Consider the following 25,431-nt stretch of genomic DNA (forward strand, 5'->3'; position numbering starts at 1 on the left):
GCACGACGGAGACACCGATGCCGTACACCCACCACCTGCGCGTCTACCCCAGCGCGGAGCCGCTCGACCGCACCGACCAGCTCGCGTGGAAGCTCGCCGAGCTCGCGACCGATCCCGTCGAGGTCACGCCCGAGGTCGTCGACATGGTGGTCAACCGGGTCATCGACAACGCGGCCGTCGCCGCGGCCAGCCTCACGCGCGGCCCCGCGGTCGCGGCGCGCGGCCAGGCGCTCGCGCACCCCTACACCCCGGGCGCGACGGTGTTCGGCTGCGGCCTCGACACCCGCACGAGCCCCGAGTGGGCGGCGTGGGCGAACGGCGTCGCGGTCCGCGAGCTCGACTTCCACGACACGTTCCTCGCCGCCGAGTACTCCCACCCGGGCGACAACATCCCGCCCATCCTCGCCGTCGCGCAGCACGCCGGGTCCGACGGCGCCGCGGTCGTCCGCGCGATCGCGACCGGCTACGAGATCCAGGTCGACCTCGTCCGCGCGATCAGCCTGCACCGGCACAAGATCGACCACGTCGCGCACCTCGGGCCGTCGGCCGCGGCGGGCATCGGGACGCTGCTCGGCCTCGACACCGAGACGGTGTTCCAGGCGATCGGCCAGGCCCTGCACACGACGACGGCCACGCGCCAGTCCCGCAAGGGACAGATCTCCACGTGGAAGGCGCATGCCCCGGCGTTCGCGGGCAAGGTCGCGGTCGAGGCCGTCGACCGGGCGATGCGCGGCCAGACGTCGCCCGAGCCGATCTACGAGGGCGAGGACGGCGTCGTCGCGTGGCTGCTCGACGGCCCGGACGCGGCGTACGACGTCGTGCTCCCGGCCCCCGGCGAGCCGAAGACCGCGATCCTCGACACCTACACCAAGGAGCACTCCGCGGAGTACCAGTCGCAGGCGCTCATCGACCTCGCCCGCGCGCTGCACGACGAGCACCCGTGGCTCGCCGACCCCGAGAACGTCGCGTCGATCGTCATCCACACGAGCCACCACACCCACTACGTGATCGGCTCCGGCGCGAACGACCCGCAGAAGTACGACCCGACGGCGTCGCGCGAGACGCTCGACCACTCGATCCCGTACATCTTCGCGGTCGCGCTGCAGGACGGCGGCTGGCACCACGTCGACTCGTACGCCCCCGAGCGCGCGGGCCGCCCCGACACCGTCGCGCTGTGGGCCAAGGTCACGACGGCCGAGGACCCCGAGTGGACGCGTCGCTACCACTCGACCGACCCGGCCGAGAAGGCGTTCGGCGGGCGCGTGGAGATCGAGCTGGCCGACGGTGGCCGCCTCGTCCGCGAGATCGCCGTCGCCGACGCGCACCCGCTCGGGGCGCGGCCGTTCGGGCGCGAGCAGTACGTCAAGAAGTTCCGCACGCTCGCGGCCGACGTCCTCGAGGACGCCGAGATCGAGCGCTTCCTCGACCTCGCGCAGCGGCTCCCGTCGCTCACGGCGGACGAGGTGCGCGAGCTGACGATCGTCGGCCGCCCGGGGCTGCTCGACTCCGTCCCCACCCCGACCGGGTTGTTCGAGCTCGGACGCGACGAGGTCGGCGGGGCGCGCGCCGAGTTCGAGGGGGAGGGCTTCACCATGCACGAGGCGCCCGACGCCGCGGCGCAGCCGGGCGGACCGGGTGACCCTGCGGCGTCGGGCACCACGACCACCGAGGGAGAGGCGCGCTGATGCTGTACAGCCAGGTGACGCCGTCGGACAAGCGGCGCGCGTTCCGCGCGGCGCTCGACGCCGCGGCGACCACGGGGGAGCCGCTGCGGCTCCCGGGCGCGTTCAACCCGCTGTCCGCGCGCCTGATCCAGGACAAGGGCTTCGAGGGCGTGTACGTGTCGGGGGCCGTGCTGTCGGCCGACCTCGGCCTGCCCGACATCGGCCTCACGACCCTCACCGAGGTCGCGGGGCGCTCGCAGCAGATCGCGCGCGTCACCGACCTGCCCGCGCTCGTCGACGCCGACACCGGCTTCGGCGAGCCGATGAACGTCGCGCGCACCGTCCAGGCGCTCGAGGACGCGGGCGTGGCAGGCGCGCACGTCGAGGACCAGGTCAACCCCAAGCGGTGCGGCCACCTCGACGGCAAGGAGGTCGTCGGGCTCGACGAGGCGGCGAAGCGCGTGCGGGCGGCCGCCGACGCGCGCCGCGACCCCGGCTTCCTGATCATGGCGCGCACCGACGTCCGCGGCACGATCCCCGGCGACGCCGGGCTGCGCGCCGCGATCGACCGCGCCAAGGCGCTCGTCGACGCGGGCGCCGATGCGATCTTCCCCGAGGCCATGAAGGACCTGTCGGAGTTCGAGGCCGTCGCGTCAGCCGTGGACGTGCCCGTGCTCGCCAACATGACCGAGTTCGGCAAGTCCGAGCTCTTCACGCGCCGCCAGCTCGGCGACGCCGGCGTGCGGCTGATCATCTACCCCGTCACGCTCCTGCGGGTCGCGATGGGCGCGGCCGAGCGCGCGCTCGACGAGATCGCCGCGACCGGCACCCAGGCGGGGCAGGTCGAGGGCATGCAGACGCGCGCGCGCCTCTACGAGCTGCTCGACTACGCCGCCTACAACACCTTCGACGAGGGCATCTTCACCTACCGGCCCTGACGACCGGCCGGTGCCGCGAGCCCGTCGGCCGCGGCACCGGCATCTCCCCGCGACCCGTGCTGCACGAAGGAGTGACCGCATGACTACCTCCCCGACCACCACCGAGGGGCCCGAGATCCGCAAGGGGCTCGCGGGCGTCGTCGTCGACGTCACCGCGATCTCGAAGGTCAACCCCGACACGAACTCGCTCCTCTACCGCGGCTACCCGGTGCAGGACCTCGCCGCCCGGCGCAGCTTCGAGGAGGTCGCGTACCTCCTGTGGCACGGCGAGCTCCCGACGCCCGAGCAGCTCGCCGAGCAGACCGCCGTCGAGCGTGCGCACCGCGCGCTGCCCGGCAACGTGCGCAACGCGATCCTCGAGCTCCCGACGACGTGCCATCCCATGGACGTCGTCCGCACCGCGATCTCCCAGCTCGGCGCGCACGACCCCGACGCCGAGGACTCGTCTCCCGAGGCCGAGCAGGCCAAGGCGGTCCGCCTGTGGGCCGTGCTGCCCGCCGCCGTCGCGCTCGACCAGCGCCGCCGTCGCGGGCAGCAGATCGTCGAGCCGCGCGACGACCTCTCCTACGCCGAGAACTTCCTGTGGATGACGTTCGGCGAGGAGCCCGAGCCCGCCGTCGTGCGCGCGTTCGAGGTGTCGATGGTGCTCTACGCCGAGCACTCGTTCAACGCGTCCACGTTCACGGCGCGCGTCATCACGTCGACGCTGTCCGACCTGCACTCGGCGGTGACCGGCGCCGTCGGGGCGCTCAAGGGCCCGCTCCACGGCGGCGCGAACGAGGCCGTCATGGCGACCTTCGCCGAGATCGGCACCGCCGACCGCGCCGAGGCCTGGCTCGACGACGCGCTCGCCCACAAGCGCAAGATCATGGGCTTCGGGCACCGTGTCTACAAGCACGGGGACTCGCGCGTCCCCACCATGCGCGCGACGCTCGACGACCTCGTCGCGCACTACGGCCGCCAGGACCTCCTCGACCTCTACACCGCGCTCGAGACCGCGATGACCGAGCGCAAGAACATCCTCCCCAACCTCGACTACCCGGCCGGCCCCGCCTACCACCTCATGGGCTTCGACACCCCGATGTTCACCCCGCTGTTCGTCGCCTCGCGCGTGGTGGGCTGGACCGCGCACGTCATGGAGCAGCGCGCCGCCAACGCCCTCATCCGCCCGCTCAGCGACTACGTCGGCCCGGAGCAGCGCGACCTCCCCTGACCCTGACCCCCCGCCCTGCGCCGAACAGGTGGTCCTGGCGCGTCCCTTCCCCCCGGACGAGCCAGGACCACCTGCTCGAACGGCTGGGATCGCCTGCTCAGGGGCTCAGGGGCTCAGGGGCTCAGGAGACGAAGGACTCCAGGTCGGTGCGGTCGACCGGAGCGTCGCGGTGGATGAGGGCCTTGACGTCCTCCATGCGGTCCCAGACGTTGACGGCCATGCCGGCCTCGACGCGGCCGTCCTTGAGCCAGAACGCGACGAGCTCGCGGTCGGGGACCGAGCCGGAGACCACGACCTCGTCGTAGGCCTCGGGGCCGGCGACGAAGCCGAGGTACTCCATGCCGACGTCGTACTGGTCGGAGAAGAAGTACGGCAGCTCGGGGTAGGGGTCGGTCGCGCCGAGCATCGCGCGCGCGGCGTGCGGACCCTGGTTGAGGGCCGTCGCCCAGTGCTCGACGCGCACCGACCTTCCGTAGCGCGCGGACGGGACGCTCGCGATGTCGCCGGCGACGAAGACGTCGGGGTCGGTGGTCTGGAGCGTCGCCGAGGCGACGACGCCGCCCGTCGAGGAGTCGAGCGCGAGGCCCGCGTCCCGGGCGAGCCCGATGTTCGGGACCGCGCCGACGGCGACGAGCACGAGGTCGGCGTCGACGTGGGTCCCGTCGGCGAGGTCGACGCCCGTCGCGCGGCCGCCTGAGCCCGAGATGCCCGTGACCTGGGCGCGGCGGTGGAGGTGGACGCCGTGGTCGGCGTGGACCTGCCCGTACAGCTCGCCCATCTCCGGGCCGAGGACGCGCTCGAGCGGGTGCGTGCCGAGCCCGATCACCGTGACGTCCAGACCGAGCGTGCGGGCCGACGCCGCGACCTCGAGCCCGATCCACCCGTCGCCGACGATGACGAGCCGCCCCGTGCCGCCGTCGTGGGCGGCGCGCAGCGCGGCGGCGAGCGCGTCGCTTTCGTCGAGCGTGCGCAGCTCGTGGACGCCGTCCAGGTCGAGGCCGGGCAGCGGGATTCGGCGCGGGGCCGATCCCGTGGCGAGCAGCAATTTCTCGTACGGCAGGGTCCGGCCGTCGGCGAGGGACACGCTCCGGCCCGCGAGGTCGACGGCGGTCGCGTCGGTCCCGGTGAGGAGCTCGACGTCGTGCTCGGCGTACCAGTCCGCGGAGAGGGGGAACACCGACTCGCGCTCCGCCTCGCCGCGCAGGTAGTCCTTCGACAGCGGCGGCCGCTCGTACGGCCGGTGCCGCTCGCGCGCGACGACGGTCAGCCCGCCGTCGTAGCCCTCGTCGCGCAGCGTCTCGACGGCCTTCGCGGCGGCGAGCCCTCCTCCGACGACGACGTGACGTCCAGCGCTCATCAGAACCTCCGCGGTGACTCGGTGCCCCGGACTCGGGCGGACGGCCCCAGTCTCGCGCGATCGTGTGCGAGGTGCGAGGTGCAAGGTGCGATGGCAGGTGTGGGCACGGCCCTGGGCGTGGCGCACGCCGGTTCGCGCCGCCGCGCCGTGGCAGCGTTCATGCGTTTCGCGTGACGCCCCGTGCGGTGCGCACGGGCAGGCTGTCCACGACAGCACCGTCGTGCACCGCGCGGCGGTCCCCGCGCGGAGGAGGTGCCGTGAGCATCGTCGTCGGCGCGATCGTGACCGCCGTCGTCGTCGCCGTGGCGGTCGCGACGATGCTGCTCGTCCGGCGGCGTGCACCGGCCGGCAGCCGGTTCAGCGACGGCGACCGGGCGTCCGGGGTCTTCGGGGTGGTCGCCACCGGCTTCTCGGTGCTCCTCGGTTTCATCGTCTTCCTCGCCTTCGAGTCCTACGACGAGGCGAGGAGCGGCGCTGAGGCCGAGGCGCGGATCGTCGTGCAGCAGCTGGAGACCGCACAGTTCTTCGCCCCCGACGACGCGGCGCGGCTCTCCGGTGAGCTCGTCTGCTACGCCCGGTACGTCGTCGCGAACGAGTGGGAGCAGATGGCGGACGGCGAGCTCGGCGAGGCCGTCAACCCGTGGGGGGTCGCGCTCTACCGGACCGTGCGCGACGTCGTCCCCGCGTCGGACACGCAGCAGTCCGCCTACGACCGGTGGATGGACCAGACCGCGGACCGCGAGGACGCCCGCCAGTCCCGCGTGCACGGCGCGGAGGGCCTGATCCCGCTGCCGCTGTGGCTCGTCCTCTTCGTCGTCTCCGCGACCGTCTTCGTCTTCCTGCTCTTCTTCGCCGACTCCGCGGAGCGTGCCGCGACGCAGGGCCTGCTCATGGGCAGCGTCACGCTCGTCATCACGCTCCTGCTGTGCCTGCTCGCGTTCTTCGACCATCCGCACGGGCACCAGGTCGGCAAGCTGCAGCCGACGGCGATGGAGCGCGCCCTCGTCCTCCTGGTGGGGGAGGCGGAGGCGGCGGGGGTGACGATCGACCCACCGTGCGACGCCGCTGGGACAGCGATCGGCCTCGCGGCTCACCAATCCTAGGCTGCGGCAGGATACACCTCGATTCCACGTAAGTCCGAGGCTGCCTTGATGGAGCAAAGACCATCTCGTGCGATGAGAGCGAGGCACAGACCTGCTGCGATGGCTTCGACATTCCAACCAAGAACCGCTTGCCTTGCTCTAGACGGCGACACGTCAGCCCGATGGAGCCGACGTGTCGCCGGACGAGCCTCAGAGCTTCGCGGTGAGGCTGTTCATAGCGTCCACCATGTTCAATCGGTAGTCCTCATGGACAGTCACGCGGTGTCCTAGCACCGTCCGCTTGCCTGACTTGAGAGCGTAGAGCGGAGTGCCCTGCGCGAACGCGACAACTCCTGTGGTCTGGAAGTCCCGAATGTTGACGACCCCGCTGGCGACGTCGCTGAAGGTGAAGATGCTGGGGTTGCTACTGATCAACTTCGCGACATCGTCGTCGATCGATCGAAGCACGGCCGCGTAGGCCGACGCAGAGCCCATGTACTGAGTGATCCGGTTCTTCGCGATGAGGTGGACCTTGGGCAGCTCGCGACCTTCTTCAATGAGACGGGTGGCGAAGGCGTAGGACTGATAGATGTCAGACGGAAGCTTCAGACCGTAGACGAGCGAGAAGGCGTTCTGGATAGCGCGGCGCGAGGAATCGTCGGCCATGACCGGCAGCACGAGTCGGTCCACGGCGGACAGAGCGATCTGTGTGTAGATCGAGAAGCTCGGGTTGCAGTCGATGAAGATGGTGTCGTAGTCGTCCTGGATGTCTGCGAGCAGATCGCGGAGCCAGTCGACAACGGCGACCCAGGCATTCGTACCCGGGATCTGGTTGTTCGCGAGAGTCGAGATCGCGTTGGACTGGAGTTCGAGCAGAGGATCGCCACAGATCAGGTCGACATTGGTCGGGATGTCCGGATTGAAATCAGCTGGCGTGGTGATGAAGTCGTGCGCGTTGATCGAGGGCGGCGAGTACGGAGCCGGCAGCCGAAGCTGGAAGTAGCCGCCGATGGTCGCGCGGACGGTCTCGCCTTGGCGGGCGAGCAGGCGGGTACTTCCCTCGTTCGCCAGGCCGCCCAAGAACAACTCGGAGAGATTCGCTTGCGGGCAGACGTCAATCGCGAGGACACGTTCCCCGGGATGGCTATGGGCATAGAAGCAGATGGACTGGAAGCACAGGCTGGTCTTGCCCGTGCCGCCCTTGTTGTTCCAGTAGGCGTAGGTTGTCACGTCATACCCTCCGGTCTGCTCGGACGCCATGGTGTCCGATTTGGACACCGTACCGTCCCGTGAGGACGTGTGTCTAGTGCGAGAGGGCCGCCTGTGCGCACGGGGTAGGTCGGCGAGAGGCGAGATCCCGACCCGAGGGCCAACGGATCGCTATCGCGCGCGGGGCGCAAGGCGCCAAAAAATGAGGCCCCCCGACTCAGCGTTTCCGCTGGTCGGAGGGCCTCTCGGCTGGTCGGGGTGACAGGACTTGAACCTGCGACAGCTTCGTCCCGAGTTTCTCGCCGCACCGCAGGCACGGGCGAGGATCGGCGGGAACCTGCGACTCGATGGGCTCTAGGGGTGAACTCACGGCTGGCACGGTGGACCGCAGTTGTGTCCAATGGGTGTCCACGCCGCGAGCGGCGGGCTACTCGATCGTCGCGGTGCCGTCGTCGGCGATGACGAGCACCTGCCCGCCGTGGCGCCGGGGGTTGCTCGCCTCGTGCCGTGCTCGGTCGTGATCGCGCTCGGTGGTGAGTTCGCGCGCCTTGCCGCGTGAGAGACCTACCAGAACCCCCGTCCTGTCGCGGGCGATGGTGTAGAGGTAGGTCGAGGTCTTGTGGATGGTGACGGGCATGATCGCGTCCTCTCGGGTTGGGGTCGGCCCGGTCGGCCGACGCTCGTGAGGAGGGTCTACCCGAGCAGCGCCGCTTGCGTCGTCGTCTGCGCGTCTCGGGGATCGTCGAGCGGTCAGAGTGCCCCTTCGCGCGCGCTACCGTCGCGACGTGAGAGACGACGGGTTCGGGGCCTGGTTGACGGCCGCGGAGGCGGCCGTGGCGGCGCGGTGCCATGAGGAGACGGTGCGGGACGCCATGCGTGGCGGCGAGCTGCACGGCGCGCAGCGAGTGAAGCGGGGCCGGTGGTGCGTGCGTGAGGGCTGCCTCGAGGCGTGGATGAACGGAGACCCGTGCCCGCACGAGCTCGATGCGCGGAAGGTCGTCCCGTTACGGCCCAGACGTAGCGGCGGCCGCGTGGGACGCCCCGGCGCTCGAGCACTTCGCGGTCGTCGACGTCGGGTCGGGGGACCGGGACTTCCCGCGCCTGACCCCGCACGACCTGCGGCACACCGCGGCGTCGCTCGCGGTGTCCGCGGGCGCGAACGTGAAGGCCGTGCAGCGGATGCTCGGGCACGCGTCCGCGGCCATGACGCTCGACCGGTACGCCGACCTGTTCGACGACGACCTCGACGCCGTCGCGGTAGCGCTCGATGTGGCTGCGTCGTCCGCGGTTGTGCCCAAAGCTTGCCCACCGGCCGCGCCGACGCTCGCTGTCGTGACATGACGAAGGCCCGGAATCGTGGCGATTCCGGGCCTTCTGCCTGGTCGGGGTGACAGGATTTGAACCTGCGACCTCTTCGTCCCGAACGAAGCGCGCTACCAAGCTGCGCCACACCCCGGTTGCTCGTCCGCACGACGATCGACGAGGAGTCCTCGTCTTCCGCGCGGGAAGCCTGCTCAGAATAGCCGACGAAGTGCCGTGCGACGAAACTCGATTCCCGTGACCCCGGCGACACCCGGTGCGCGCCCTCGCGGTGAGGGCGGCGCACCGCGGTCAGCGTGCCGTCAGGGTGAGCAGCGTCGCCTCGGGTCGGCACGCGAATCGCACCTGCGCGTACGGCGAGGTGCCCGCTCCGGCGGAGACGTGGAGCCACGTCGAGTCCTCGCCGCCCGGTGCGTCGGGCCGCGCCCCGGGCCAGCCGTGCAGGCCCTTGGCCCGCCGTCGGTCGATGTCGCAGTTCGTGACGAGCGCGCCGAACCCGGGCACGCAGAGCTGCCCGCCGTGGGTGTGGCCCGCGAGGATCAGCTCCGCGGCGTCGTCGTGCATGGCGTCCAGGACGCGCCGGTACGGGGCGTGCGTGACCCCGACGCGGAGCACCGGTCCGTCGCTCGACGGCGCCTCGGGGCCGTCGTGGCGGCCGTCCGGCGCGGTGGGCGCCGGGAAGACGTCCCGGTCGAGGTGGGGGTCGTCCACGCCGACGAGGTCGAGGCGGACGCCGCCGACCTCGAGGACGTCGCGACGGTTCGTGAGGTCGACCCAGCCCGCGTCACGCATCGCCGCGGCGAGCTCGCTCGCGGGCAGCAGGCGTGCCTGGGACGCGAACGGCACGCGCGCGTCCGGCAGGAGGTACCGCGCCGGGTTCTTGGGGACGGGCGCGTAGTAGTCGTTCGACCCCATGACGAAGGCTCCGGGAGCCGACAGCAGCGGCTCGAGCGCGTGCAGCAGGGGTTCGAGCGAGTCGACGTGCGCGAGGTTGTCTCCCGTGTCGACGACGAGGTCCGGCTCGAGCTCGGCGAGCGAGCGCACCCACTCGATCTTGCGCCGCTGGCTGGGGACCAGGTGGAGGTCCGAGACGTGGAGCACCCGCAGGTCGGGCGTGCCGGCGGGCAGCACGGGCACGGTCACCCGGCGGAGCGTGAAGAGCTTGGTCTCGACGTGCGCGTACGCGACGCCCGCCAGACCGACTGCGGCGAGCGCACCGAGCCCGCGCAGGGCCCGGCGCGGGCCGACGGCGCTCAGCCGTTCCCCCCGCCGCCGAGGTTGCCGAACCACTCGCCGAGGTCGACGTCGTCGCGGCCGGCCCCGTTCCCGCGGTCACCGCGGTCGCCACGACCTCCGCCGGCGTCGGCGTCGGGGGCGTCGCCGCCGCCCTGGTCGCCGCCGCCCTGGTCACCACCCTGGCCGCCGCCCTGGTCGCCGCCGCCACCCTCGGGGGTCGTCGGCGCCGTGGGGGGCGGGGCGGGGGCGTTGATCCGCTTCCAGTCCGGGTCGGCGAAGCCCGGGGCGGGCTGGCCGGCGAGGATCTGGTTCATGTAGTCGCGCCAGGTCGGCGCGGCCAGGCTCGAGCCGTACCAGTAGGGGCGGGTCTTCCCGTTGATCGTGAAGCGCCCGTTCATCGGGACGTCGCTCTCGGCGTTGCCGATCCACACGGCGGTGACGACCTGCGGGGTGTACCCGATGAACCACGTGTGCGTGTTGTTGTTCGCCGTGCCGGTCTTGCCGGCGGCAGGACGCCCGTCGGCGAGACCGTTGCCGCGCCCGGAGCCCTGCGTGAGCACCTGCTGCAGCGCGTAGGTGACCGTGTTCGCGACCGTCGGGTCGATGGCGTTGGGCTGGCAGTTCGCGGACGGCACCGGGAGCTCCTGGCCGTCGGAGTCGAGGACCTTGGTGATCGCGACGGGCGAGCAGTACGTGCCGCCGCTCGCGAACGTCGCGTACGCCGCGGCCATCTGCAGCGGGGAGGAGTTCTGGGTGCCGAGGATCATCGACGCGTTGATGTCGATGTTGCCCTCGTCCCGGAGCATCGACGGCTGGAACCCGGCGGCCTTCGCGGTGGTCGCGATGCCGCACAGGTCGAGCTGGCTCGCCATCGTGGTGTACGCGGTGTTGACGGAGTTGTACGTCGCCTTGAGGACCGACATCGACCCGCTGCCGGGCCCGTCGGAGTTCGCGGGGGTCCACTTCTCGTTCCCGAGCCGCGTGCAGCTCGCGTGGAAGTCGCGGTTGATCGTCCAGGTGCGCTTGTTGGCGCTCACGGTCTCGTAGAGCGAGTGCCCCTGGTTGAGCCACTCGGCGAGCACGAACGGCTTCCACGTCGAGCCGGGGGAGAACCCGTTGGACGACCCGTGGGCCTGGTCGACGCTGTAGTTGACCGCCGTCGTGTTCGGCGCGGGCTCCTGGGTGTTGTCGAACGCGCGGTTCTGCGCCATCGCGAGGATCTTGCCGGTCCCCGGCTCGACGGTGACGATCGCGTCCTCGATCTGGCTCGGGTCGTCCGCCGGGACCGCCGCCGAGGCGTGCTGCTCTGCCGCTGCCTGCATGGCGGGGTCGAGCGTCGTGTAGATGTCGAGGCCGCCGCGGTAGAGCAGCGTCTGGCGCTCCTCCTTGGTCTCGCCGAACACCGGGTCGGACATGATGATCTTCGTGACGTAGTCGCAGAAGAACGCCGATCCGCCGGATGCCTGGCAGCCCGCCTCGAGCGGCTGGACGGAGAGCGTGTCGGCGATCGGACGGGCGCGGCCCGTGTCGTACTCCTCCCGGGTGATGTACCCCTGCTGGTACATCTGGTTGAGCACGATGTCGCGACGCTTCTGGGCGTTCTCCGGCTCCGTGGTCGGGTCGTACGTCGACGGCGCCTTGGTGATCCCCGCGATCGTCGCGGCCTCGACGTAGTCGAGATCGATCGCGCTCTTGTTGAAGTAGTGCCGCGCCGCCGTCTCCACGCCGTAGACCGAGCGGCCGAACTGCGCGATGTTGAGGTACCCCTGGAGGATCTCCTCCTTGGTCATCTTCTTCTCGAGCGCGATGGCCAGCTTGGCCTCGCGCGCCTTGCGCCCGAGCGACTTCTCGTTGGCCTCGTAGAGCGCCATGGTGTCGTTCTCGCGGACCGCCTGCTCGATGAGCACGTTCTTCACGTACTGCTGCGTGAGCGTCGAGGCGCCCTGGGTGTCGCCGCCCGTGATGTTGTTGACGACCGCGCGGGGGAGACCCTCGACGTCGACGCCGCCGTGGTCCCAGAAGCGCTTGTCCTCGATCGCGATGACCGCGTTCTTCATCGCGTCCGAGACCTGGTCCAGCGGGACCACGATCCGGTTCTCGGTGTAGAACGTCGCGAGGCGCGTCGTGCCGTCGTTGGCGTAGATGCGCGACTGCTCGGACAGCGGGCCCGGCTCGAGGTCCGCCGGCAGCTCGTCGAACACCTCGACGGCGGTGTCGGTCGCCGTGTTCGCCCCGGCGGCGAGCGGGACGAGCAGTCCGGCCGCGAGGACGCCGCCCACGCCGGAGACCAGCACGAACGCCAGGAAGAGGGCGACGAGCTGGTACGCGTTGATCTGCCGGCCGCGAGGACGCACAGGGGAAGCCATGGTGCCAACCCTACGGGAGCGGCCCTGGGAGGGCCCCGGGATCCCGGGGCTCGCGGGTGTGCGGGTTGTGTAAGCATCCCGCGGCGGTGCTCGCGGGTGATGCCCGCGGCGGCCGACTACGCTCGCCCCATGGCAACCACGTGGGAGTACGCGACCATCCCCCTCATCATCCACAACACCAAGGCCGTCCTCGACCAGTGGGGCTCCGACGGCTGGGAGCTCGTCCAGGTCGTCACGGGCCCCGACGGCAACGGCCTCGTCGCCTACCTCAAGCGCCCGACCGGGGAGAAGTAGTGGCGGGGTTCCACGCCGGGACGATCGCCGCGCGCCTGACGGAGCTCGGCCTCGCCCTCCCGCCGGTGGCGGCGCCCGTCGCGGCCTACGTGCCCGCCGTGCGTTCGGGCCGGTACGTCCACACGTCGGGCCAGCTCCCGTTCGTGGACGGCGCCCTGCCCGCGACGGGCAAGGTCGGCGACGGCGAGGGGCTCGTCCCGCCCACCGAGGCCGCAGCCCTGGCGCGGCAGTGCGCGCTCAACGCGCTCGCCGCCGTGCACGACGTCGTCGGGAACCTCGACCAGGTCGCCCGCGTCGTGAAGGTCGTCGGGTTCGTCGCGAGCGACCCGTCGTTCACGGGTCAGCCCGGGGTGGTCAACGGAGCGAGCACCCTCCTCGGAGAGGTCTTCGGCGAGGCGGGCGTCCATGCCCGCAGCGCCGTCGGCGTCGCGGTCCTGCCGCTCGACGCCCCGGTCGAGGTCGAGATCGTCGTGGAGCTCGCGGAGTAGCACCCTCTGCCGGCACGCGAACGGGGTCGGCGGCCAGGTCCTCGCGGACCCGGTCGCCGACCCCGTCCTCGTCGGTGCGGCGGTCAGCGCGCGCGGCGCTCCAGGCGGTCCATGTCGAGCAGGACGACGGCCCGGCCCTCGCGGCGCACCCAGCCGCGCGTCGCGAAGTCGGCGAGCGCCTTGTTCACGGTCTCGCGCGACGCGCCGACGAGCTGCGCGAGCTCCTCCTGCGTGAGGTCGTGCGCGACGCGGATGCCCTCGTCCGTCTCCTCGCCGAAGCGCGTCGACAGGTCCAGGAGCGCCTTGGCGACGCGGCCCGGCACGTCGGAGAACACGAGGTCGGCCAGCGTCTCGTTCGTGCGGCGCAGCCGGCGCGCGAGGGCGTTGAGCAGGTGCTTGGCGACGCTCGGGTGCTTCTCGATCCACTCGACGAGCTGGTCGTGCCCGAGCTCGTAGATGACGGAGTCGGCGACGGAGCTCGCGGTGGCGGTGCGGGGGCCCGGGTCGAACAGGGAGAGCTCGCCGAACATCTCGCCGGGGCCGAGGATCGACAGGAGGTTCTCGCGGCCGTCGTTGGAGCGGCGCCCCAGCTTGATCTTGCCGCTCGCGATCACGTAGAGGCGGTCGCCCGGCTCGCCCTCGCGGAACAGCACGTCGCCGCGGGAGAGCTCGATCTGCTGCATCGACTCGAAGAGGGTGCGCGTCTCGTCCGCGTCCATCGTCGCGAACAGGGGGGCGGAGAGCACAACGTCGTCGTCCACGCGGGGTGTCCTATCGTCTCGTCCTCGGAAATGTTCCAGGACAAGTCTGCCCTACGGCTGCAACTCGGGTGTCGGGGGCGGCGGCTACGGTGGGTCCGTGACCACCACCGAGCCGGCCCGCACGGGGGCGCCGAAGCCCGAGTCGCACCTCGCCCTCGTCCGGCGGGCGCGCCGCACCAACCGCGAGCTCGCGGTCACCTATCCGGACGCGCACTGCGAGCTGGACTTCACGACGCCGCTCGAGCTGCTCGTCGCGACCGTCCTGTCCGCGCAGACCACGGACAAGCGCGTCAACCTCACGACCCCGGCGCTGTTCGCGCGGTACCCGGACGCCGCGGCGTACGCGGGCGCGGACCGGGAGGAGCTCGAGGAGATGCTGCGCCCCACCGGGTTCTTCCGGGCCAAGGCGCAGTCGGTCATCGGCATCGGCCAGGCGCTCGTCGAGCGCTACGACGGCGAGGTGCCGGGACGCCTGGAGGACCTCGTGACCCTGCCGGGCGTGGGTCGCAAGACGGCGAACGTCGTGCTGGGCAACGCGTTCGGCGTGCCGGGGCTGACGGTCGACACCCACTTCGGCCGGCTCGTGCGCCGTCTCGGCTGGACCACCGAGGAGGACCCGGTCAAGGTCGAGCAGGTCGTCGGCGGTCTCATCGAGAAGTCGGAGTGGACGATGCTCTCGCACCGGCTGATCTTCCACGGCCGGCGGGTGTGCTTCGCGCGCAAGCCCGCGTGCGGCGCGTGCACGATCGCCCGCTGGTGCCCGTCCTTCGGTGTCGGCGAGGTCGACCCGGTCAAGGCGGCGAAGCTCGTCAAGACGAGCTGAGGCCACCGGCTAGACCGCGCGCGGGAGCCAGTCGAGCAGCAGGTTCGTCACGGCGTCGGGCGCCTCTTCGGGGAGGTAGTGGCCGGCACCGTCCACGACCTCGAAGCGGAAGTCGCGGGCGAGCGCGGCGCCGTCGGCGTCGGCGAGGTCGCGTCGCACGAGGCCGTCCTCCTCGGCGTGGACCTGCAGCGCGGGGACGTCGATCGGGCGGCGGAGCGCGGCGAGGAAGCGACGGCCGTCCGGGCGAGGGGTCGAGCGCACCGCCCAGCGCAGCGACTCCATGGCGGTGTGCGCCGCGAACGGGATGCGCATGACCGTGCGGTACGTGTCGACGACGTCGGGCGCGAAGGGCGTGGCCGCCCCGGTCGCGAGCACCTCGGCCACGAGGTCGCCGCGGACGAGCGCGCGCTCGGGCAGCGTGGGCACCTGGTAGAACGCGAGCTGACGCAGCGCGGCGGGCGTGAGCAGGCGGCGGGCGGAGGTGTGCAGCCGCGCGGGGTGCGGCGCGGAGAACGCGGCGACGCCGGCCGTGACGGCGGGCTGGAGCGCAGCCATCGCCCAGGCGAGGCTTCCGCCCGTGCCATGGCCCACGACGACGGCGCGTCCGGACCCGAGCGAGCGCACGACCCCCGCGATGTCGCGCGTGCGGGTCGGGGCGTCGTAGCCGATCGGCGGCTTGTCTGAGGCGCCGACGCCCCGCACGTCCATCGCGGCGACGCGGTAGCCCGCCGCGGCGAGCGGCTCGATCTGGTGGCGCCACGCCCACCAGAACTGCGGGAAGGAGTGGAGCAGGACGACGAGCGGCGGCCCGGGGTCCCGCACCCCGCGGTCCTCGGGACCGGCGAGCGCGACGTGGAAGCGCGCGCCGTTGGCCGGGACGAGCTCATGGCGCCAGGGGCCGTCGGGCAGCGCGGACGTGAAGTCGGAGGGGTCGGGCGTCACCCGGACGAACCTACCGGGGTCCCGGGCCCGCTGTCGGCCGACGACCCGGCGGTCCCCGCCCCGGCGTCGTCCGCCCCCTCGGCGGGGCGGCGGTCCTTCGGCGGGTCGAACCGGTACCCGACGTTGCGCACCGTCCCGATGAGCTGCTCGTGCTCGGGGCCGAGCTTGGCGCGCAGGCGCCGGACGTGGACGTCGACGGTCCGCGTGCCGCCGTAGTAGTCGTACCCCCACACCTCCTGGAGCAGCTGGGCGCGGGTGAACACGCGGCCGGGGTGCTGCACGAGGTACTTGAGGAGCTCGAACTCCTTGTAGGTGAGGTCGATGGGCCGGCCGCGCAGCCGTGCGGTGTAGCCGCTCGCGTCGATCGCGAGCTCGCCCGCCGCGATCTCCTGCGGACCGTCCTCGGCCGGGCCGCGTGCGGACCGTTCGATGACGAGGCGCAGGCGTGCCTCCACCTCCGCCGGCCCGGCCGCCTCGAGGAGGAGGTCGTCCGCGCCCCACTCCGCCGTGACGACGGTCAGCCCGCCCTCGGTGAGGACGAGCACGAGCGGGACGGTGAGCCCGGTGGCGTGCAGGAGGCGGCACGTGGTGCGGGCCGCGACGAGGTCGCGGCGCGCGTCGAGCAGCACGACGTCGGAGTCCGGGGCGTCGACCAGCGCCGACGGCTCCATGGGCAGGACCCGGATGCGGTGCGAGAGCAGGCCGAGCGCGGGCAGGACCTCGACGGAACCGCCTGTCGCGGGGGTGAGGATGAGCAGGTCCGCCATCCGACACCTCCTTCCGGGTCGCGGGGCGCGGGCGGCGCCCCCGGGCGTCGACGCGTGGCGACCGGGCCGGGACGTACCTCTGCGGGGCTCGCCACGTCATCGGCCACGTTCTCGGTCCGTGGATGGTTACCGTATCGCGTGCCGGGCGCGGAGACGGCGAACGTCTCACGGGCGCGCGTGCCGGGGCCGGTAGGCGGTCCGGCGGGAGACTCTGCGACACTCTGAGGCGTGCTGCACGACCCGACGCCCTCCCGCGACCCCCGAACGGGGCGCTGACCGCGTGGACCTCTCGACCCGGGCCGTCGTCACGGCGTGCCTCGCCGCAGGCATCGCCGTCGCCGCGTTCTTCGGCCCGCTCCCGCTCGCCGCGGCGTCGGGGGCGCTGGCCCTGATCGTCGCGATCGGGTGGCCGCGCCTGCTCGACATCCCCGTGCACGGCGGGACGCGCGTCGTCATCGCGATCGCCGGGCTCGGCGCCGTGGGTGCCACGGCCGCGACGCACGGCGAGCCCGCGCTGCGGCACCTGCCCGTGGTGCTCGCGCTCGCCGTGGTGCTCGCGTTCGTCGCCGAGCTCCTGCGCCGCGACGGGCGCCCGCGGCTGGTCGAGTCGCTCGTCGGGACCGTGAGCGGGATCGTCGTCGCGACGTCGTGCGCGGGCTGGATCGCGACGGGACGCACCGACGCGGGCGAGTCCCTGGTCGTGACGTGCGCGGTCGCGCTGGCCGTCGCCTCCGCGGTCTCGGCGCTGCCGCTGGGCGGCTGGACCAACGCCGCGCTCACCCTGGGGCTCGCGGTCGCCGCGGGCGGTGCCGTCGGGTACGTCATGCCCGACCTCGACCTGCTGAGCGGCGTCTGGTCCGGCGTCGTCGCGGGCCTGCTCGTCGCGTCGCTCCACGCGCTCTTCGACCAGCTCCCGGAGCTGCGGGGGCGCCTCGGCGCGTTCTCCGCGACGGCGCTGCCGGTCGCGGTCGGCGGGACGCTGATCTTCGTGGTGGGCCGGGTGATCGTGGGATGACGCCGTCGGTGCTCCCCGTCGTGCTCCTCGGCGCGACCCTGCTCGCGACGCTCGCCCTCGGCGTGTGGTGGCAGCGGCGCCAGGGGGTCGTGCGCGCGCCGCGCACGACGACGTCCGGGTCCGCGACCGACGACGGCGCGGCGTCCTTCGACTGGCCCGCCCACGGCGTCGTGCTGGGTGCGCGCGGCACGTTCGTGCAGTTCTCGGCGGAGCTGTGCGCGCCGTGCCGGGCGACGGCGCGCGTCCTCGGCGAGGTGAGCGCAGCGCACGACGACGTGACGCATCGTGAGATGGACGTCGACGACCACCTCGACCTGGTGCGAGCATTCGGCATACTGCGCACGCCGACCGTCCTCGTGCTCGACGCGGAGGGTCGGGAGGTCGCCCGCGCGAGCGGGGGGATGAACCGCGCCCAGGCGCTCGCGGCGCTCGCCGTCGCGGACGCGGGAGCGGCCTCCGCGACCGCGCACGACGCCTGACCCACGCCGTCCCCGACGGCCGCACCGGAGGAGACCGCATGAGCGACCAGGCTGGGCGAGGCGACGCCACGACGGAGCGCGGGACTGCGCCCGCCGGCATCGACCCGCGGGGGCCGCGTGCGGGGGCGGGCATCACGGCGCTGCTGCTCGCGGTCGTCATCCTCCTGTGGACGTCGCCCGCCGCGCTCGTGCTGCTCGCGCTCGTCGCGGCGAGCTTCCTGCTCGGCGCGATCCGGGGCGCGCAGGGCACGTGGCAGGCGTGGGTCTACCGCGTGGTCGTGCTCCCGCGCATCGGCCCGACGGCGGAGCGCGAGGACCCGAGGCCGCCGCGGTTCGCGCAGGCGGTCGGCCTCGTCATCACCGGCGCAGGGGTCGTGCTGGGGCTGCTCGGCGTCGAGGCGGCCGTGCCCGCCGCGGCGGCGCTCGCGCTCGTGGCCGCCGTCCTCAACGCCGCGTTCGGCCTGTGCCTGGGGTGCGAGCTGTACCTGCTGCTGCGTCGGGTCGCCCCCGCGCGCTGACGCTCCCGGGCTGACGCGCTCGCGGGCTGACGCGCCGGTGAACCGGTGCGGTCGGCCGCGGGTCAGTAGACGAGGGCCTGTGCGCCCTCGCGCAGCGCCTCCTCGACGAACACCGCCGCGCCGGCGATCCGCACGCCGGGCAGCACGTCGTCGGCCGTGATCCCGCGGCGCGCCGCGCACTGCGTGCACACGGTGAGGGTGCCGGCGGCGAGCACGGCGTCGAGCAGGTCGGGCAGCGGGGCGGCGTGCTCCAGCTCGAGCTCCGCCGCACGCCCGGGCAGCCCGAACCACGCGGCCTCGCCCGTGAGCCACACGCTCACCTCGACGCCTGCCGCGACCGCCGCGGCGGCGACGGTGAACGCCTGGTTGGCGGCCTCGGGGCGGTCGAGCCCCGAGGTGGCCTTGACGACGAGCGAGCGCTGACGGGGAGCCGCGGGCGGCGGCACGATGTCGGTCACGCGGCCGAGCGTAGCCCTCCCCGCCGGCGTCTTCCCCGCCCGCGGCGTGGTCGTCCCGCCCGGCCGGTAGGATCGGGCGCATGAGTCCGCACACTCTCGAGCTGATCTTCCTCGGCCTGCTCCTCGCGGCGACGGTCACCATCACGTGGTTCGCGGGGTACGTCGTCTACAAGCTCTACAAGGGCCAGCGCTGACGCTGCCGCGCGGGGCGAGCCCCGCCCCCCGCACGTCGCCCCGCCCGACTCCGAGAGGTGGTCGCTGATGCCGTTCGAGTTCCCCGAGGGGCTCGCGCCCGAGGTCTACCCGCTCGCCTGGCTCGTCGGGAGCTGGCGCGGCGAGGGGGTCGTCAAGTACCCGGGCATCGAGGAGACGCCGTTCGTCCACGACGTCGTGTTCGACCACGACGGCGGCCCGTACCTACGCTACGAGTCGACCCTGCGACTCCTCGAGACCGAGGTGCCGGAGACCGTCCCCGACGAGGGCGCGTGGCCCGAGCGCGACGCCGCGACGCTGGACGCCGCGGCGTCGGACGCCCCCGTGTGGTCCACCGAGACGGGCTACTGGCGCGTGTCCACCGACCGGCCCGACGGGCTCGAGGACGACCGGCACCCGCTCGAGGTGCTGATCGCCGACCCCGCGGGCCGCGTGTCCGTGTACCTCGGAGCGGTCGGCAACGGCCGCGTGGACCTGGCGAGCGACCTGATCGCCCGCACGTCCACCGCGTCGGAGGTCACGGCCTCGAAGCGGCTGTACGGGTTCGTCGAGGGCCAGCTCCTGTGGGTGTGGGAATTGGCGGCCTTCGGTGAGCCGTTGCAGTCGTACGCGTCCGCGAAGCTGACCCGGCGCCCGACGACCTGACCCGCGGGCCGACGGACGAGCGCGCCCGCACGCCCGGACGCGCCGACGAAGGAGGACCACCCGTGACCACCGGCTACACCAGCCCGCTCCTGTCCCGCCACGGCGCGGTGCCCGCGACCGGCCCCGACGAGGGCGTCGCCTGGCACTACGGCGACCCGACGGGGGAGCAGCGCGCGCTGCGCACGGGCGGTGCCGTCGTCGACCAGTCGCACCTCGGCGTCGTCACGGTCACGGGTCCCGACCGGCTGAGCTGGCTGCACTCCATCACGTCGCAGGACCTGACGAACATCTCCCCGCGCACGTCGACGGAGCTGCTCGTCCTCTCCCCGCAGGGGCACGTCGAGCACGCGGCGTCCGTCGTCGACGACGGCGAGACGACCTGGCTCGTCACCGAGCGCTCGCACGCCGCCGACCTCGCCGCCTGGCTCGACCGGATGAAGTTCATGCTCCGGGTCGAGATCTCCGACGCCACCGACGCGTGGGCGGCGCTCGGCGAGCCCGTCGACGCCGAGGGCGCGGAGGACGAGCCGGTCACGTGGCGCGACCCGTGGCCGCGCGTCACCGGCGGCGGCACGCGGTACGGCCCGCCCGAGGACGAGCACCCGGGCCGGGAGCGGCCGTGGCGGCTCGTGCTGGTGCCGCGGGCCGAGCTGGCCGACGCCGTCGCCGCGCGCGAGGCGGCCGGGTGGCGGCTCGTCGGCACGTGGGCGAGCGAGGCCGCCCGCGTCGAGGCGTGGCGGCCGCGGCTCGCGACCGAGATCGACCACCGGTCGATCCCGCACGAGACCGACTGGCTGCGCACCTCCGTCCACCTCCACAAGGGCTGCTACCGAGGCCAGGAGACGATCGCGCGCGTGCACAACCTCGGGCGCCCGCCGCGCCGGGTCGTGATGCTGCACCTCGACGGCTCGGGGCACCTGCTGCCCGCGCCCGGCGCCGAGGTCACGCTCGACGGGCGGCCCGTCGGCGCCGTGACGTCGGTCGCGCGCCACCACGAGCTCGGCCCGATCGCGCTCGCCGTCCTCAAGCGCAGCGTCCCCGAGGACGCCGAGCTCCTGGTCGACTGCGACGGTGGCGCGATCTCCGCGGCGCAGGAGGTCGTGGTGCCCGGCGAGGGCGTCTCGGTCGACCGTCCCGCCCCGCGCGGCCCCGTCGGCCGGGGGATCACGCCCCGCGGCGAGGGCGCGCCGACGAGCATGCTGTGACCGCGGGGCCGGCGTCCGGGCGCCCGCCGGGCCCGGCCTCCGGACCCGGCGCGGTCGACGTCGCCCGCACCGCGTGGCGCCGGCTCCTCCTGCGCGCCCGGATCCGGCAGGGCGTCTCACGCGTCCGCGTGGCGCTGTGGCCCATCCTCCAGGCGTCGGCCGCCGCGGGCCTCGCGTTCGGCATCGCCCGGTACGGTCTCGGCCACACCGCTCCCTTCTTCGCCCCCGTCTCCGCGTGGGTGTGCCTCGGGTTCAGCCAGGACCGGCAGCTCCGCCGCGTCCTCGAGCTCGCGGTCGGGGTCGCGATCGGCGTCGGGCTCGGGGACCTCGTCGTCCACGCGATCGGCTCCGGGTGGTGGCAGGTCGCCGTCGTGCTCGCCGTCTCCGCGCTCGCGGCCCGCTTCATCGACCGCGGCGCGATGCTCACGACGCAGGCCGGCGTGCAGGCGATCGTCATCGTCGGGCTCCCGGCGGCGCAGGCCGGCGGCCCGCTCGGGCGGTGGACGGACGCGCTGGTGGGCGGGGCCGTCGCGCTCGCGGTCGCGGCGCTCACGCCCGGCGACCCCCGCCGTCGTCCCCGGCTGCTGGGTGCCGAGGCGACGACGGAGCTCGCCGCCGTCCTCGACGTCCTCGCGCGAGGGCTGCGCAGACGCGACCGCGCCGACCTCGAGGCGGCGCTCGTCAAGGGCCGCGCCTCCGAGGGAGCGCTCGAGGACTGGCAGTCGGCGGCGTCGTCGGCGCGGGAGCTCGCACGCGTCACCGCGGCCGGGCTGCGGCACCGCGACGAGCTCGGCGGCCTCGAGCGACAGGCCGTCCTCGTGGACCGCGCCATGCGCAGCGTGCGCGTCCTGGCGCGGCGTGCGATGCCGGTCGCGGGTGGGCCGGACGAGCGGGAGCTCGACGCGGTCGCGGACCTCGTCGCCCGGTTCGGCGCCGGGGTGCACGTGCTCGCGGAAGCGGTCGGCGCCGGCCGCGACCCGGCCGTCGCGCGCGAGGTCCTCCTCGAGGTCGCGCACAGCGCGGACCCGCACGCGCTCGGCGACGGCGACTGGCAGGTGCAGTCGCTCGTCATGCTCGTGCGGTCGCCCATCGTCGACCTCCTGGAGGCGGCCGGGGCGTCGCCGCAGCAGGCGCGCGACGCCCTTCCCGAGCTCTGAGCGGACCATCCCGGCCCGTCGGGGCGAACCGGACGTTCTTCACCCTGCACAGCGGAGCCCCGGGCCGGTACCGTCGGGGCATGGAGGTCCCCGTCAGCGCCCTGCGCGCCGAGCTCAAGTCGTGGATCGAGCGGGCCAGGGAGGGCGAGGAGGTCGTCATCACCGAGCGCGGCGTCCCCGTCGCCCGGCTGACGGGCGTCGCGACGGCAGACCTGGTCACCGAGCTCGTGCGCGACGGCGTGCTGGTCCCGCCGGCGGGCGAGCGCCCGGTCCACGTGGTCCCCGCGGGCGGCGACGCCGGCGCGCGACCCGCGACGACGGACGGGGCGCGGTCGTCCGACGGCGTCCGTGGTGGTCGTGGGGGCGGCGTCGCCGCGCTCGTCCGTCGGATCCGGCGCTGAGGCCCCGATGGCCCTGGTCTACTTCGACGCGAGCGCCCTCGTGAAGCTCTGCGTCCCCGAGGCCGGCTCCGCGCTGGCCAGCCGCCTGTGGAACCGGGCGGACGTCGTCGTGACGAGCCGCCTCGCCGACGTCGAGGTGCGGGCGGCGCTCGCCGTGGGCGCCCGCGCCGGCGTGCTCGACGGCCCGGGCCACGCGAGCGCCCTCGGCGCGTTGGACGAGCTGTACCCCGCGCTCCACGTCGTCGAGGTCTCGGGCGAGGTCGCCGACCGCGCGTCGGCGCTCGTCGCGGCCGGTGCGCTGCGCAGCAACGACGCGGTGCACGTGGCGAGCGCCCTCGTTGTCGCGCACGACGACACGATCGTCGCGGCCTGGGACCCGCACGTGGTGACCGCCGCGCGGTCGGTCGGGCTGCGGGTGGTGCCGTGGCCCCTCGCCAGACCGTAGGCTCGTGCCCGTGGGAATCATCGGGTCGCTGCAGTGGATCGTCTACCTCGCGCTCTCGCTCGTCGTGTTCGGGACGCAGCTCTTCGCGCTCGTCGACGCGATCCGGCGTCCGGCCGGAGCGTTCACGGCCGAGGGGAAGCTGACCAAGCCGATCTGGCTCGCGATCCTCGCGGTCGCCGCGGCCCTCGGATTCCTCTCGCTGCCCCTCGGCGGCGGTGTGAACCTCGGCTTCATCGGGCTCATCGCGGTCGTCGCGGCGATCGTCTACCTCGTCGACGTGCGCCCGCGGCTCCAGCCGTACGGCAACGGCCGCGGCAACGGGTCGTCCGGCCGCCCCGGCGGCTGGTGACGCGCCGGTGACCGCGCACGTCCACGGCGGGGTCGAGCGCGCCGCCGTCCCGCTCGCGGAGGTCGTCCGGGGCGACCTCGTCGAGTCGGTCCACGCCGGGCACCTCGTCCTGCTGAGCGGCGACGGCGAGCCGGTCCTGGAGCGTGGCGACGCCGACGCCGTGATCTGGCCGCGGTCGAGCGTCAAGCCGTTCCAGGCCGTCGCGATGCTGCGGCACGGGCTCGTCCTGCCACCCCGCCTCCTGGCGCTCGCCGCCGCGAGCCACAACGGGGAGCCGGTGCACCTCGCCGGCGTCCGGGAGATCCTCGACGGCGCCGGGCTCGACGAGTCGGCGCTGCGGAACACGCCCGACATGCCGCTCCACCCGCCCGCCGCGTTCACGTGGCAGCTCGAGGGCCACGGGCCGTCGTCGATCACGCAGAACTGCTCCGGCAAGCACGCGGCGATGCTCGCGACGTGCGTCGCCGCCGGCTGGGACACCGCCACCTACCTGGACGTCGACCACCCGCTGCAGGTCGCGGTCCGCGAGACCGTCGCCGAGGCGACCGGCGTGCCGGTCGAGCACGTGACCGTCGACGGCTGCGGCGCGCCACTCTTCTCGACGACAGTGCGCGGCCTCGCGCGGGCGTTCGGGCGGCTCGCCGCAGCCCCGGAGCGCGACCCGCGCTCGCCGGAGGCGCACGTCGCGCGCGCGATGGCGGCGTTCCCGGAGATGGTCGGCGGGACGGGCCGGGACGCGACGCTCGCGATGCGCGCGGTACCCGGCCTGGTCGCCAAGGACGGTGCGGACGGCGTCTACGGCGCCGGCCTGCCCGACGGCAGCGCCCTCGCCTTCAAGGTGCTCGACGGCGGCTCCCGCCCGCGGCCCGCGGTGCTCGCCGCCGCGCTCCGACGCCTCGGCGCGCTCGGCGTGGCGGGGGTCGACGACGCGGCGCTGACCGCGCTCGGCGACGTGCCCGTGCTCGGCGCGGGCCGGCCCGTGGGCGTCGTGCGGCCGGTCCTCGACGGCGCGTCCGCCGCGCCGACGGATGACGCGGAGCGTCGCTCGTGAGGGCCGTCGTGCAGCGCGTCTCGCGCGCGAGCGTGAGCGTCGTGGCCGACGACGGCACGACGGAGGTCGTCGGGGCGATCGACCGTCCCGGGCTGCTCGCGCTCGTCGGTGTGACGCACGACGACGGCGACGCGCAGGTCGAGACCATCGCGCGCAAGATCGCGGAGCTCCGGATCCTCGCGGGGGAGCGGTCGGTGCAGGACGAGGGCGCACCCGTGCTGGTCGTCAGCCAGTTCACGCTCTACGCCGACACGAAGAAGGGCCGCCGGCCGTCGTGGAACGGAGCAGCCCCCGGGCCCGTCGCCGAGCCCCTGGTCGAGGCGGTCGTGGCACGGCTGCGCGAGCGCGGGATCGAGGTCGCGACCGGACGGTTCGGCGCGCACATGGCCGTCGAGCTCGTCAACGACGGCCCGGTCACCCTGATCCTCGAGGCCTGACGCACGTCCCGGAGCGCATCGCGTGAGGTAGAGCCGTGGTTCTTGGTGTTCGACGACGTGTGGTCGGGTTGGGTGGGCGGGGTGGGTGGTGGTGCCGCGTCTACCATCCGCCGCTCGTTCCTCGCGGCTCCCGCCAGGCCCGACCACGACGCGGCACCACCACCCACCCCGCCCGGCGTCGTCTCGCCCTGGTCTCCGCCCACCTCGGGCGACTGCCCGCGGTGTCGGTTCACCGAGCATGCTCCCGCTGTCGCCTTCGGTCGCCGCGTGGCACGGTCGCTCCCGGCTCCCGGCTCCCGGCTCCCGGCTCCCGGCTTCCGGCTTCCGGCTTCCGGCTTCCGGCTTCCGGCTTCCGGCTTCCGGCTCCCGGTGCCGCTGCGCCCTGGCCGTGGGTTGCGTCACCGTCGGACGGTGCTGGTCGTCGCGATGTCGCGTCGAGTCGTGGCGACGTCACGTCGAGCAGGTGGTTGTGGATCGTCGGGGGGTGCCTGACGAGCCGTGGTCGCCTGTTCGGCTTGCGAGGACGGCCTGGTCGGCCGGGCGGCGGGCTGTGGGTGGGCTGATGGAAGAGCGGTGGGGGTGGGCTCGGATGCGAAGG

Annotated in this window: 26 protein-coding genes, 1 tRNA gene and 3 pseudogenes; 20 read left to right on the forward strand and 10 right to left on the reverse strand. The window is 73.5% G+C overall.

Features of this window, described 5'->3' with window-relative positions:
* Nucleotides 1–17: 17 nt before the first annotated feature.
* The 3 genes and pseudogenes from ABRQ22_RS01880 to ABRQ22_RS01890 form a co-directional block, all read left to right on the forward strand.
* Nucleotides 18–1,532 (forward strand): annotated as a pseudogene (locus ABRQ22_RS01880) (MmgE/PrpD family protein); the annotation flags it as partial.
* Nucleotides 1,533–1,684: 152 nt separating this feature from the next.
* Entirely contained in the window at nucleotides 1,685–2,602 is a 918-nt protein-coding gene (gene prpB, locus ABRQ22_RS01885) for a methylisocitrate lyase (RefSeq protein WP_085387314.1), read from the forward strand.
* A gap of 79 nt (nucleotides 2,603–2,681) precedes the next feature.
* Nucleotides 2,682–3,815 (forward strand): bifunctional 2-methylcitrate synthase/citrate synthase, encoded by a 1,134-nt coding sequence (locus ABRQ22_RS01890; protein ID WP_353708377.1) that lies wholly within the window; start codon nucleotides 2,682–2,684, stop codon nucleotides 3,813–3,815.
* A 121-nt stretch (nucleotides 3,816–3,936) separates the two neighbouring features.
* Here the strand turns inward: ABRQ22_RS01890 and ABRQ22_RS01895 are convergent, their stop codons facing one another.
* The gene (locus ABRQ22_RS01895) at nucleotides 3,937–5,172 is read right to left on the reverse strand and encodes an FAD-dependent oxidoreductase (RefSeq protein ID WP_353708378.1); all 1,236 of its coding nucleotides are present in this window, start codon (nucleotides 5,170–5,172) and stop codon (nucleotides 3,937–3,939) included.
* A gap of 257 nt (nucleotides 5,173–5,429) precedes the next feature.
* On the opposite strand from ABRQ22_RS01895, the gene ABRQ22_RS01900 reads away from it, so the two are divergent.
* Complete coding sequence (locus ABRQ22_RS01900) at nucleotides 5,430–6,275, forward strand: hypothetical protein (RefSeq protein ID WP_353708379.1); 846 nt, start codon at nucleotides 5,430–5,432, stop codon at nucleotides 6,273–6,275.
* Nucleotides 6,276–6,464: 189 nt separating this feature from the next.
* On the opposite strand, the gene ABRQ22_RS01905 is transcribed toward ABRQ22_RS01900, so the two are convergent.
* Nucleotides 6,465–7,484, reverse strand: a complete 1,020-nt coding sequence (locus ABRQ22_RS01905) for a ParA family protein (protein ID WP_353708380.1) — start codon at nucleotides 7,482–7,484, stop codon at nucleotides 6,465–6,467.
* Nucleotides 7,485–7,890: 406 nt separating this feature from the next.
* Nucleotides 7,891–8,100 (reverse strand): hypothetical protein, encoded by a 210-nt coding sequence (locus ABRQ22_RS01910; RefSeq protein ID WP_353708381.1) that lies wholly within the window; start codon nucleotides 8,098–8,100, stop codon nucleotides 7,891–7,893.
* A gap of 148 nt (nucleotides 8,101–8,248) precedes the next feature.
* Between ABRQ22_RS01910 and ABRQ22_RS01915 the strand changes: the two are divergent.
* A pseudogene (locus ABRQ22_RS01915) lies at nucleotides 8,249–8,410 on the forward strand (helix-turn-helix domain-containing protein); the annotation flags it as partial.
* Nucleotides 8,411–8,558: 148 nt separating this feature from the next.
* Nucleotides 8,559–8,804: pseudogene (locus ABRQ22_RS01920) on the forward strand (tyrosine-type recombinase/integrase); the annotation flags it as partial.
* A gap of 38 nt (nucleotides 8,805–8,842) precedes the next feature.
* Here the strand turns inward: ABRQ22_RS01920 and ABRQ22_RS01925 are convergent.
* The 3 genes from ABRQ22_RS01925 to ABRQ22_RS01935 all read right to left on the reverse strand — a co-directional run bounded on the left by ABRQ22_RS01925 (nucleotide 8,843) and on the right by ABRQ22_RS01935 (nucleotide 12,385).
* Nucleotides 8,843–8,919, reverse strand: a tRNA-Pro gene (locus tag ABRQ22_RS01925).
* Nucleotides 8,920–9,074: 155 nt separating this feature from the next.
* On the reverse strand, nucleotides 9,075–10,013 hold the full coding sequence (locus tag ABRQ22_RS01930) for a metallophosphoesterase (RefSeq protein WP_253054902.1): 939 nt from the start codon (nucleotides 10,011–10,013) through the stop codon (nucleotides 9,075–9,077).
* Nucleotides 10,014–10,036: 23 nt separating this feature from the next.
* Entirely contained in the window at nucleotides 10,037–12,385 is a 2,349-nt protein-coding gene (locus tag ABRQ22_RS01935; protein WP_253053900.1) for a transglycosylase domain-containing protein, read from the reverse strand.
* Nucleotides 12,386–12,514: 129 nt separating this feature from the next.
* On the opposite strand from ABRQ22_RS01935, the gene ABRQ22_RS01940 reads away from it, so the two are divergent.
* Together ABRQ22_RS01940 and ABRQ22_RS01945 are read left to right on the forward strand one after the other, a co-directional pair.
* Nucleotides 12,515–12,679 carry a hypothetical protein gene (locus ABRQ22_RS01940; protein ID WP_021481786.1) on the forward strand — a complete coding sequence of 55 codons (165 nt, stop codon included), beginning with the start codon at nucleotides 12,515–12,517 and terminating at the stop codon, nucleotides 12,677–12,679.
* Complete coding sequence (locus ABRQ22_RS01945; RefSeq protein ID WP_353708382.1) at nucleotides 12,679–13,167, forward strand: RidA family protein; 489 nt, start codon at nucleotides 12,679–12,681, stop codon at nucleotides 13,165–13,167. The genes ABRQ22_RS01940 and ABRQ22_RS01945 overlap by 1 nt, the downstream gene beginning before the upstream one ends.
* Before the next feature lie 83 nt (nucleotides 13,168–13,250).
* Here ABRQ22_RS01945 and ABRQ22_RS01950 read toward each other — a convergent pair whose 3' ends face one another.
* On the reverse strand, nucleotides 13,251–13,928 hold the full coding sequence (locus tag ABRQ22_RS01950; RefSeq protein WP_021481784.1) for a Crp/Fnr family transcriptional regulator: 678 nt from the start codon (nucleotides 13,926–13,928) through the stop codon (nucleotides 13,251–13,253).
* A 97-nt stretch (nucleotides 13,929–14,025) separates the two neighbouring features.
* On the opposite strand from ABRQ22_RS01950, the gene nth reads away from it, so the two are divergent.
* Nucleotides 14,026–14,751, forward strand: a complete 726-nt coding sequence (gene nth, locus ABRQ22_RS01955; RefSeq protein ID WP_253053893.1) for an endonuclease III — start codon at nucleotides 14,026–14,028, stop codon at nucleotides 14,749–14,751.
* A gap of 9 nt (nucleotides 14,752–14,760) precedes the next feature.
* On the opposite strand, the gene ABRQ22_RS01960 is transcribed toward nth, so the two are convergent.
* Both ABRQ22_RS01960 and ABRQ22_RS01965 read right to left on the reverse strand, forming a co-directional pair.
* On the reverse strand, nucleotides 14,761–15,693 hold the full coding sequence (locus ABRQ22_RS01960) for an alpha/beta hydrolase (protein ID WP_353708383.1): 933 nt from the start codon (nucleotides 15,691–15,693) through the stop codon (nucleotides 14,761–14,763).
* Nucleotides 15,690–16,460: a response regulator transcription factor gene (locus ABRQ22_RS01965; RefSeq protein ID WP_353708384.1), complete on the reverse strand. Its 771-nt coding sequence runs from the start codon at nucleotides 16,458–16,460 to the stop codon at nucleotides 15,690–15,692. The genes ABRQ22_RS01960 and ABRQ22_RS01965 overlap by 4 nt, the downstream gene beginning before the upstream one ends.
* Nucleotides 16,461–16,740: 280 nt before the next feature.
* Between ABRQ22_RS01965 and ABRQ22_RS01970 the strand changes: the two genes are divergently transcribed.
* The 3 genes from ABRQ22_RS01970 to ABRQ22_RS01980 are packed head-to-tail and all read left to right on the forward strand — an operon-like array spanning nucleotide 16,741 to nucleotide 18,472.
* Entirely contained in the window at nucleotides 16,741–17,475 is a 735-nt protein-coding gene (locus ABRQ22_RS01970) for a hypothetical protein (RefSeq protein ID WP_353708385.1), read from the forward strand.
* Nucleotides 17,472–17,954 carry a thioredoxin family protein gene (locus tag ABRQ22_RS01975; protein WP_353708386.1) on the forward strand — a complete coding sequence of 161 codons (483 nt, stop codon included), beginning with the start codon at nucleotides 17,472–17,474 and terminating at the stop codon, nucleotides 17,952–17,954. Before ABRQ22_RS01970 ends, ABRQ22_RS01975 begins: the two co-directional genes overlap by 4 nt.
* A 38-nt stretch (nucleotides 17,955–17,992) precedes the next feature.
* Nucleotides 17,993–18,472, forward strand: coding sequence for a DUF4395 domain-containing protein (locus tag ABRQ22_RS01980; RefSeq protein ID WP_253053882.1), 480 nt, complete (start codon nucleotides 17,993–17,995; stop codon nucleotides 18,470–18,472).
* 62 nt (nucleotides 18,473–18,534) lie between these two features.
* On the opposite strand, the gene ABRQ22_RS01985 is transcribed toward ABRQ22_RS01980, so the two are convergent.
* The gene (locus tag ABRQ22_RS01985; RefSeq protein WP_353708387.1) at nucleotides 18,535–18,930 is read right to left on the reverse strand and encodes a DsrE family protein; all 396 of its coding nucleotides are present in this window, start codon (nucleotides 18,928–18,930) and stop codon (nucleotides 18,535–18,537) included.
* Nucleotides 18,931–19,191: 261 nt separating this feature from the next.
* Between ABRQ22_RS01985 and ABRQ22_RS01990 the strand changes: the two genes are divergently transcribed.
* The 8 genes from ABRQ22_RS01990 (at nucleotide 19,192) to dtd (ending at nucleotide 24,833) form a co-directional block, all read left to right on the forward strand.
* The gene (locus ABRQ22_RS01990) at nucleotides 19,192–19,788 is read left to right on the forward strand and encodes an FABP family protein (RefSeq protein ID WP_353708388.1); all 597 of its coding nucleotides are present in this window, start codon (nucleotides 19,192–19,194) and stop codon (nucleotides 19,786–19,788) included.
* Nucleotides 19,789–19,850: 62 nt separating this feature from the next.
* Entirely contained in the window at nucleotides 19,851–20,993 is a 1,143-nt protein-coding gene (locus ABRQ22_RS01995; RefSeq protein WP_353708389.1) for a glycine cleavage T C-terminal barrel domain-containing protein, read from the forward strand.
* Entirely contained in the window at nucleotides 20,990–22,150 is a 1,161-nt protein-coding gene (locus ABRQ22_RS02000) for an FUSC family protein (RefSeq protein WP_353708390.1), read from the forward strand. The genes ABRQ22_RS01995 and ABRQ22_RS02000 overlap by 4 nt, the downstream gene beginning before the upstream one ends.
* Nucleotides 22,151–22,230: 80 nt before the next feature.
* Complete coding sequence (locus ABRQ22_RS02005) at nucleotides 22,231–22,551, forward strand: type II toxin-antitoxin system prevent-host-death family antitoxin (RefSeq protein ID WP_353708391.1); 321 nt, start codon at nucleotides 22,231–22,233, stop codon at nucleotides 22,549–22,551.
* Between the two features lie 7 nt (nucleotides 22,552–22,558).
* A complete protein-coding gene (locus tag ABRQ22_RS02010; protein WP_353708392.1) occupies nucleotides 22,559–22,996 on the forward strand; it encodes a type II toxin-antitoxin system VapC family toxin in 438 nt (145 codons plus the stop codon).
* 10 nt (nucleotides 22,997–23,006) lie between these two features.
* Nucleotides 23,007–23,345, forward strand: a complete 339-nt coding sequence (locus ABRQ22_RS02015) for a DUF2516 family protein (RefSeq protein ID WP_308202327.1) — start codon at nucleotides 23,007–23,009, stop codon at nucleotides 23,343–23,345.
* 7 nt (nucleotides 23,346–23,352) lie between these two features.
* Nucleotides 23,353–24,396 carry an asparaginase gene (locus ABRQ22_RS02020; protein WP_353708393.1) on the forward strand — a complete coding sequence of 348 codons (1,044 nt, stop codon included), beginning with the start codon at nucleotides 23,353–23,355 and terminating at the stop codon, nucleotides 24,394–24,396.
* Nucleotides 24,393–24,833 (forward strand): D-aminoacyl-tRNA deacylase, encoded by a 441-nt coding sequence (gene dtd, locus ABRQ22_RS02025; protein WP_253053866.1) that lies wholly within the window; start codon nucleotides 24,393–24,395, stop codon nucleotides 24,831–24,833. Before ABRQ22_RS02020 ends, dtd begins: the two co-directional genes overlap by 4 nt.
* The last annotated feature ends 598 nt before the right edge of the window (nucleotides 24,834–25,431 follow it).

The sequence above is a fragment of the Cellulosimicrobium sp. ES-005 genome (assembly GCF_040448685.1).
In the GTDB taxonomy this organism is placed as follows: domain Bacteria; phylum Actinomycetota; class Actinomycetes; order Actinomycetales; family Cellulomonadaceae; genus Cellulosimicrobium; species Cellulosimicrobium cellulans_G.